The 6,832-nt window shown below is 49.1% G+C and carries 7 protein-coding genes; 1 reads left to right on the forward strand and 6 read right to left on the reverse strand.

The window, feature by feature from the left end; genetic code table 11:
* Positions 1 to 280: 280 nt before the first annotated feature.
* The 5 genes from HMPREF3090_RS06360 to HMPREF3090_RS06380 are packed head-to-tail and all read right to left on the reverse strand — an operon-like array spanning position 281 to position 4,016.
* Positions 281 to 985, reverse strand: a complete 705-nt coding sequence (locus tag HMPREF3090_RS06360) for a DUF1129 domain-containing protein (RefSeq protein WP_067973735.1) — start codon at positions 983 to 985, stop codon at positions 281 to 283.
* Positions 986 to 996: 11 nt separating this feature from the next.
* Positions 997 to 2,094 carry a redox-regulated ATPase YchF gene (ychF, locus tag HMPREF3090_RS06365; protein ID WP_067973732.1) on the reverse strand — a complete coding sequence of 366 codons (1,098 nt, stop codon included), beginning with the start codon at positions 2,092 to 2,094 and terminating at the stop codon, positions 997 to 999.
* A 22-nt stretch (positions 2,095 to 2,116) separates the two neighbouring features.
* The gene (locus HMPREF3090_RS06370; protein ID WP_067973728.1) at positions 2,117 to 2,317 is read right to left on the reverse strand and encodes a DUF951 domain-containing protein; all 201 of its coding nucleotides are present in this window, start codon (positions 2,315 to 2,317) and stop codon (positions 2,117 to 2,119) included.
* A gap of 12 nt (positions 2,318 to 2,329) precedes the next feature.
* Positions 2,330 to 3,262, reverse strand: a complete 933-nt coding sequence (locus HMPREF3090_RS06375; protein ID WP_067973725.1) for a ParB/RepB/Spo0J family partition protein — start codon at positions 3,260 to 3,262, stop codon at positions 2,330 to 2,332.
* Positions 3,252 to 4,016: a ParA family protein gene (locus HMPREF3090_RS06380; RefSeq protein ID WP_067973721.1), complete on the reverse strand. Its 765-nt coding sequence runs from the start codon at positions 4,014 to 4,016 to the stop codon at positions 3,252 to 3,254. Before HMPREF3090_RS06380 ends, HMPREF3090_RS06375 begins: the two co-directional genes overlap by 11 nt.
* A 344-nt stretch (positions 4,017 to 4,360) precedes the next feature.
* Between HMPREF3090_RS06380 and HMPREF3090_RS06385 the strand changes: the two genes are divergently transcribed.
* Positions 4,361 to 4,540, forward strand: coding sequence for a hypothetical protein (locus tag HMPREF3090_RS06385; protein WP_067973718.1), 180 nt, complete (start codon positions 4,361 to 4,363; stop codon positions 4,538 to 4,540).
* 330 nt (positions 4,541 to 4,870) lie between these two features.
* Here HMPREF3090_RS06385 and HMPREF3090_RS06390 read toward each other — a convergent pair whose 3' ends face one another.
* A complete protein-coding gene (locus tag HMPREF3090_RS06390; protein ID WP_067973714.1) occupies positions 4,871 to 5,725 on the reverse strand; it encodes a VOC family protein in 855 nt (284 codons plus the stop codon).
* Between the last annotated feature and the right edge of the window lie 1,107 nt (positions 5,726 to 6,832).

Genomic DNA, 6,832 nt, shown 5'->3' on the forward strand with positions numbered 1-6,832 from the left:
AGGTCCCTTTCTCCCGCATCCTCTCACACCCTTTTATAGTCGGGTTCGCAGTTGCAAACTTGAAGTGACTTCACCCAATCGGAACGATCGGCTAAAGCCGCTCTTTTCCGTTTGGGCTCCAGTCATTCAAGTCTGGACGCAACTGCTCACACCCTTCGTAGTCGGGTTCGCAAGAGCAGCTTTGGAGTGCTTTCGCAAGTCGGGAACGTGCAAGCAAGGCCTGCCCTTATCCCGACTTACTCCAAGCATCCAAAGCTAAACGCTCTTGCTCACACCCTTATTAAAACATTGTGTTTGTCTGGATGTTATAGGTTTTCTTATACCACCATCTGCCGACGAAGGCGATGACGGCAATGGCGAAGTAGAGGAAGGAGGGGAGGACGATGTTGATGTTGGCTGGGATGAGGGCGGTGCTGAGGCTGACGACGCCGATCCAGATGATGACCACGGCGGCTCCGACGCCGATGTAGCGGAGGATGGGGTGCTTGGCGTCCCGGTCCATGTTTTGTTGGTAGTAGGTCAGGATCGCCATGGCTAGGCCACCGAGGACGAAGTTAATGATTAAAGAAATCACACCGAAAGATTGGTTATTGTTGGCCTGGTTACTGCTGAGGGCGCCAATCCCTGCCAAGGCCGCGAACATGCCCCCGATAAATAGGGAGCTGTCCAACCAGATTTGTTGGAAGGTCGCAGGCTTCACTTCGACTTCACTAGGACCGTAGAGGACTTGCTGGGCATATTGGGTCGGCGTGCCGTAGAGATGGTTGGCCGTGATGCCCTGGCCCTGCTTGTCCAACATTTCTTTAATCATAGTGTTTTCGTGGCGGATGGCAGCTTCTTCAGCGCCCTGGGCCTTCATTTCCTTATTGAATTGGAAGATGAAGTCTTGGTTGCGCTTGGTCAGTTCGGGATAGAGTTTCTGGTTTTCTTCTTGGAGGTCAGCCAGGCTCACTTCCTGGTCTTTAACAGCTTGGTCTTGTGTCATCAGAAAACCTCCTAAACATTGAAGCGGAAGAGCATGATGTCGCCATCTTGAACGACATAATCCTTACCTTCCGACCGGTACTTGCCGTGCTCCTTGCAAGCCTGCATGCTGCCGTAAGTCATTAAATCATCGTAGTGGACGGTTTCTGCCCGGATGAAGCCACGCTCGAAGTCGGAGTGGATGATCCCAGCAGCTTGAGGGGCCTTCATGCCCTTCTTGAAGGTCCAAGCGCGAACTTCTTGTTCCCCTGCGGTAAAGTAAGTGGCCAGGCCAAGCAGGGTGTAGGACCGCTGGATCAAGACATCCAAACCAGATTGTTCCATGCCGAGATCTTCCAGGAACATGGCCCGGTCGTCTTCTTCCATGGTTGCCAGGTCTTCTTCCAATTTGGCGCAGACAACAACCACTTGGGCCCCTTCGGCATCGGCAATTTCACGAACTGCTTGGACGTGTTCGTTGTCGCCAGATGCGGCATCCTCTTCTTCCACATTGGCGACATAGAGGACGGGTTTCATGGTCAAAAGGAAGAGCTGTTTAACAAAGCCCATCTCTTCTTCGTTGAAGTCTAAGGCCCGGGCAGGCGTGCCGGCTTCCAGGGCTTCCTTAATCCGGCCCAAGACATTGGCTTCGACAACGGCTTCATGCTGCTTGGACTTAGCCATTTTAGCTGCTTTTTCATAGCGCTTGCTGACGCTTTCTAAGTCGGCGAGGACCAGTTCCAGGTTGATGGTTTCGATATCGTCTTTAGGATCGATACCACCGCTCACGTGGGTAATATTTTCATCGTCGAAACAGCGGACTACGTGGCAGATAGCGTCCACTTCACGGATATTGGCCAGGAACTTATTTCCCAGGCCTTCCCCCTTGGAGGCACCCTTCACAATCCCCGCAATATCGGTAAATTCAAAGGTCGTAGGGACCGTCTTCTTAGGGTCCACCACTTCGGTAATCTTCCAGAGGCGGTCGTCAGGGACTTCCACCACGCCCACATTAGGGTCAATCGTCGCAAATGGATAGTTGGCTGCCTCCACCTGCGACTTAGTAATTGCGTTAAATAAGGTTGACTTACCCACATTAGGCAAGCCGACAATTCCTGCTGTTAAAGCCATTGCTTATCGTTCACTCGCTTTCCTATTCATTTTCTGCTTTTTCAAGGACTTTTTTCATTTTCTTTTCAAATTCGCGCCGTGGCATCATCACAGACTGGCCACATCCCTGGCACTTCATCCGGATATCCATCCCCATGCGGATAATCTTCCAGGCATTGGTCTTACAAGGGTGGGGCTTCTTCATCTCGACCACGTCATGGAGCGCATAATTCTTGTCTACCATCCTATCCCCTCCTTAATCATCTAGGCGAATATTCAATAAATCTAAGATCCGGGTCAGGTCTTCCTCGGACAAGTATTCAATCTCGATCTTGCCGTGGTCCCCCTTGCTCTGGATCTGCACATTGGTCCCGAACTTGTCCATCAAGAGGTCTTCACTCTCACGGATATAGGTCGGTTTCTGCGGCGCTTGGACCTTCTGACTCTTCTGAGCTTCGACGGGTTCATTCAGGCTCTGGACCATCTTCTCCAATTGGCGGACCGTCATCCCCTCATTGACCACCTTCTTGGCTAGTCGGGTCTGGTCTTTAGGGTTCTTCAAGGCCAAAAGCGTCCGGGCCTGGCCCATGGACAAGTCGCCGTCTTGGACCAATTCCTTCACTTCCGGTGTCAGATCCAAAAGGCGGAGGTAGTTGGCAATATAAGACCGGCTCTTACCCAAACGCTTGGCCGCTTCAGCCTGGGTCAGAGACAAGCTATCAATTAAATTCTGATAGGCCTGGGCCTCTTCTAGGGGCGTTAGGTCTTCCCGCTGCAAGTTCTCAATGATCGCAGTTTCGATCATTTGGGCATCGGTCATCTCGCGCACAATGGCGGGAATGGTCTCTGCCCCATTCAGCTTGGTCGCCCGGTAACGGCGCTCCCCTGCAATAATCTCATAACCCTTAATAGCCGACTTGCGGAGGATAATAGGCTGGAGGAGCCCCTGCTCCGCAATGGAATCCGCCAACTCTTGCAGGGCCTTCTCTGAGAAATTGAGCCGCGGCTGGTAAGGGTTGGGGCGGATCTCATCAAGGGCAACCTCTACCACCTGCTCATGATCAGGATCAAGCGGCGCCTGGGCAGGACCCTGGCTGTCGCTTCCGATATAATCTTTTTCAAAAGGATTGCTTTCATCGGAGAAGAAAGCGCCGATCCCTTTACCTAAACCACGGTTCTTAGTCGTCATTTGCCAGCACTTCCTTTGCTAATTCAAGATAGACTTCCGCACCCCGCGATCGCTTGTCATAGTCGATAATGGCTAGGCCATAAGAAGGGGCTTCGGATAAACGGACATTGCGCGGAATCAGAGTGTCATAGACCTTGTCGCCGAAGTACTTGCGCACCTCTTGGACCACTTCATTGCTGAGATTGGTCCGCGCGTCATACATGGTCATCAAGACCCCTTCCAGCTTCAAGTGCGGATTGAAGTGTTTCTGAACCAGTTGAATAGTGTTAAGCAACTGGCTCAGCCCCTCCAAGGCATAGTACTCACTCTGTACAGGAATGAGGACGGAATCCGCTGCGGTGAAGGCATTGAGGGTCAGATGGCCCAGGGAAGGCGGGCAATCGATAAAGATATAGTCATACTGGTCGCGAACCGCTGCAATAGCCTCCTTCATCCGCTGCTCGCGGTGGGGGACATTGGTCAATTCCACCTCAGCCCCCGCCAATTGCAGGGTCGCTGGGACAACATCCACATTCTCCCGGGAAGAAGGCAGGGTCACATCTGCCAAGTCCTTGCCATTAATGAGCACATCGTAGATATCCTCTTCGACCTCTGCCTTGTTGATCCCTAGGCCGCTGCTGGCATTCCCTTGGGCATCGCTATCGATCAAGAGAACCTTCTTATCATTGTAAGCCAGGCAGGCCGCCAGGTTCACTGTCGTGGTGGTCTTACCAACGCCACCTTTCTGATTGGCAACCGCAATTACCTTTCCCATATTTTAATTACCTCCTTAGTCGCTTGCCGCGCAGTCACAAGCCAAGAAAGAAAAAAGGAAGGAAATGCGCTCCTTCCCCCTCGCATTTCTTCCGAATCCCAGCTCGAGTCTGACATTCTTCGCACATATTCTAATCTGTCTACTTTATTGTATCAAAAAAAAGCCCCCTGTGCTCATAATTTTATCTTTAGAAGACTTCTACAAGTTAGGAGCCTATCATTTCACGCCAAAAGCCTAGCATGTTATCATGTAAGCGTAAACATTTATTTGTATTGACTTGCCAACCATCACTTGCTCGCCTATTGAAAAAGCGAGCTCAGCCCCCTAAGCAAGGAGGAACCGATATGCCACGCTCCAGTTTAAAAATTGTTTTTTGGTGTCTTATCATCGATACACTCTTAAACGGTATCTTGGAATACTTTTGGTCACCCGCCCTCTTGGAGGCCTTTAGCTCCATACCTGGAAATATCGCCTTCCTCATCGTCCTCTACTACTGGTGGGAGGGTCGGAAGGAGGAAGACTAAGAAATTAAATAGAAATACGTAATATGTTAATAGCATGAATGAGCATTCGTTTCGCTTTTGAATTTGGTCGTTAAAAAGCCATGGCACCGGTTCGGGCCAAGGTCCCTCACCTAGCATTCTTCAAACGGCTAGTAAGGCTTGCGCCAACTATCCGTAATTCATAATGCTTGCTTTTCATGGCTAACGACCAACTTCAAAGCTTCACTACTGCTCATAAATAAATTGTCTAAACGTGTTATTTAATTACTAGTCTTTAAAATAAAAATTAAAACAAAAAATAGAAACGCCGTTCAAACAAGACAGCTCAGTCTTGCTTGAACGGCTTTTTAATTATGCTAACACTAAGCGAATTTGGGTTTGGGCGGGGTCGTGGAAGATGAGGCTGGAGCCGTCTTTGTCATAGTCGATCGCCTTGGCTTGGAGTTGGTCTTCCACCCAGTCCAGGTCGTCTTGGCTCCCCTGCCAGATGCTTTCGCGGAGACCCTGGCTGGTGTAGTCTGCCTGTGGGTCGATGTCCTTGCGCCAAACATTGGCCCCAAGGTGGTGGTGGTAGTCACCGGTCGCCATGAAGAGGGCGGACTTGCCCATGAGGAATTTGACGCCGAGGCCCATCACGTCATAGTAGAAGTTAAGGGTTTCTTCGATATCATGGACGTGGAGATGGATGTGGCCCATGATGGTTCCGTTCGGCATGCCCTGGTAGTCGCCTGCTTCAGCCAGGGCGAGGACTTCCTCTGCCGCTATAGGCTCAACGATCCCAGCGATAGCCCCTGATTCATTGATATCCCATTCAGATCGGTCCTTGTCAGCATAGATTTCAATTCCATTATCCTCAGGGTCCTGGAGGTAGAGGGCCTCGCTGTAGCCGTGGTTGGAAGCACCATCCAGGGGCGCTTTGACCTGGAGGAGGTGCTTGAAGTTATTGGCTAGGTCCTTGCGGCTGGGCAGGAGGAAGGCCATATGGTAGAGACCCGTATAGTCCTTCTTACGCTCATCAGTCGGATAGATCTCGAGAAGGACCTGACCATCCGCTGTCCCTAAGTAATACACCTCATCCTTGACCTCAATTTGGCTGAGACCAATTGTTTCTTGGTAGAAATTCGCTAAAATCTTGGGGTCCAGGGCATTGATCGCCACCGCTCGCGTCCTTACTTTAGTCGCTGATTCAGTCACCTGTCTTGTCATAAAATAATTGCTCCTTTGTTTTATTTTTCCGTCTTCACTTACATTCAGTAACCAGTCTAGCATGTTTTATTTCTGAATCGAAGCAATAAGTCTTGGCCTGTTTTTTTCATTTGGCTGAAGCGCTTTAATGTGTTAGTCTGACTTTAATGAAAGCATTGAATTAATTTTGAGGAGGAATGCTTATGTCGCGAGAAATTTTACGGTCTTTCATAATCACTTCTTTGCATGCTCTCTTTATCTTCTTAGTCCTGGCCCTCATCGAAAGCATATTCTCTGTGACGATTCCTTTTGCCCTTCAATTTTTGATCCTGATTTTATATGTGCTTGGCCTGAATTTGAAAAAAATAAGGAAGCTTTGATGCATGGTATTGGAGAGCATCCGTTCCGCTATTGAATTTGATCGTTGAAGAGCCATGGCACCGGCTCGAGCCAAGGTCTCTCACCTAGCGAGCTTCAAACGGCTAGTAACGGCTTACGCCGACTATCCGTAATTCACATCGCTTGCTTTTTCATGGCTAACGATCAAATTCAAAGTCCGCTCCTGCTCAAAACAATTGTAATAAATTTTTTAAATCATTAGTCACTGACACTAAAACAGAGATAAGCAAAAAAGAAGCAGTAGATGGTTGAAAAATCTGCTGCTTCCTTTTTATTTTGAATTAAACTGTCTTGATAGGCATTTATTAGTGAGTAAGATGGTGGCAACTTTCAAATACCAGTTCGATTTGAAAGTTCGACCTCCGCTACTCTCAAACTCCTTGTCCATTTGAAAGTTGGGTCCACGCTACTTTCAAACTCCTCGTCCATTTAAGAGTTGGGTCCGTGCTACTCTCAAACTCCGCTTCCATTTAAAAGTTCGACCTCCTCTACTTTCAAAGTCCATATCTATTTGAAAGTTGGGCAGCGGCTAGACAAGCTAGCTTGCCCCAACATAATGAAAACAAGCTAGCTAAGAGCTTGCTAGCTTGTTGAAGATGATTTTAGAAAATAGTATTGCTGTATTCTAATGAATTTTGTGCTTACAGGCCGCATTCGAAGCTTTTGTGTAGGAATTGTGCGCTCTTGCTCTCACCCTAGTCGGGTTCGCAAGAGCAGCTTTGGAGTGCT

The organism is Aerococcus sp. HMSC23C02 (assembly GCF_001806805.1).
Taxonomy (GTDB): domain Bacteria; phylum Bacillota; class Bacilli; order Lactobacillales; family Aerococcaceae; genus Aerococcus; species Aerococcus sanguinicola.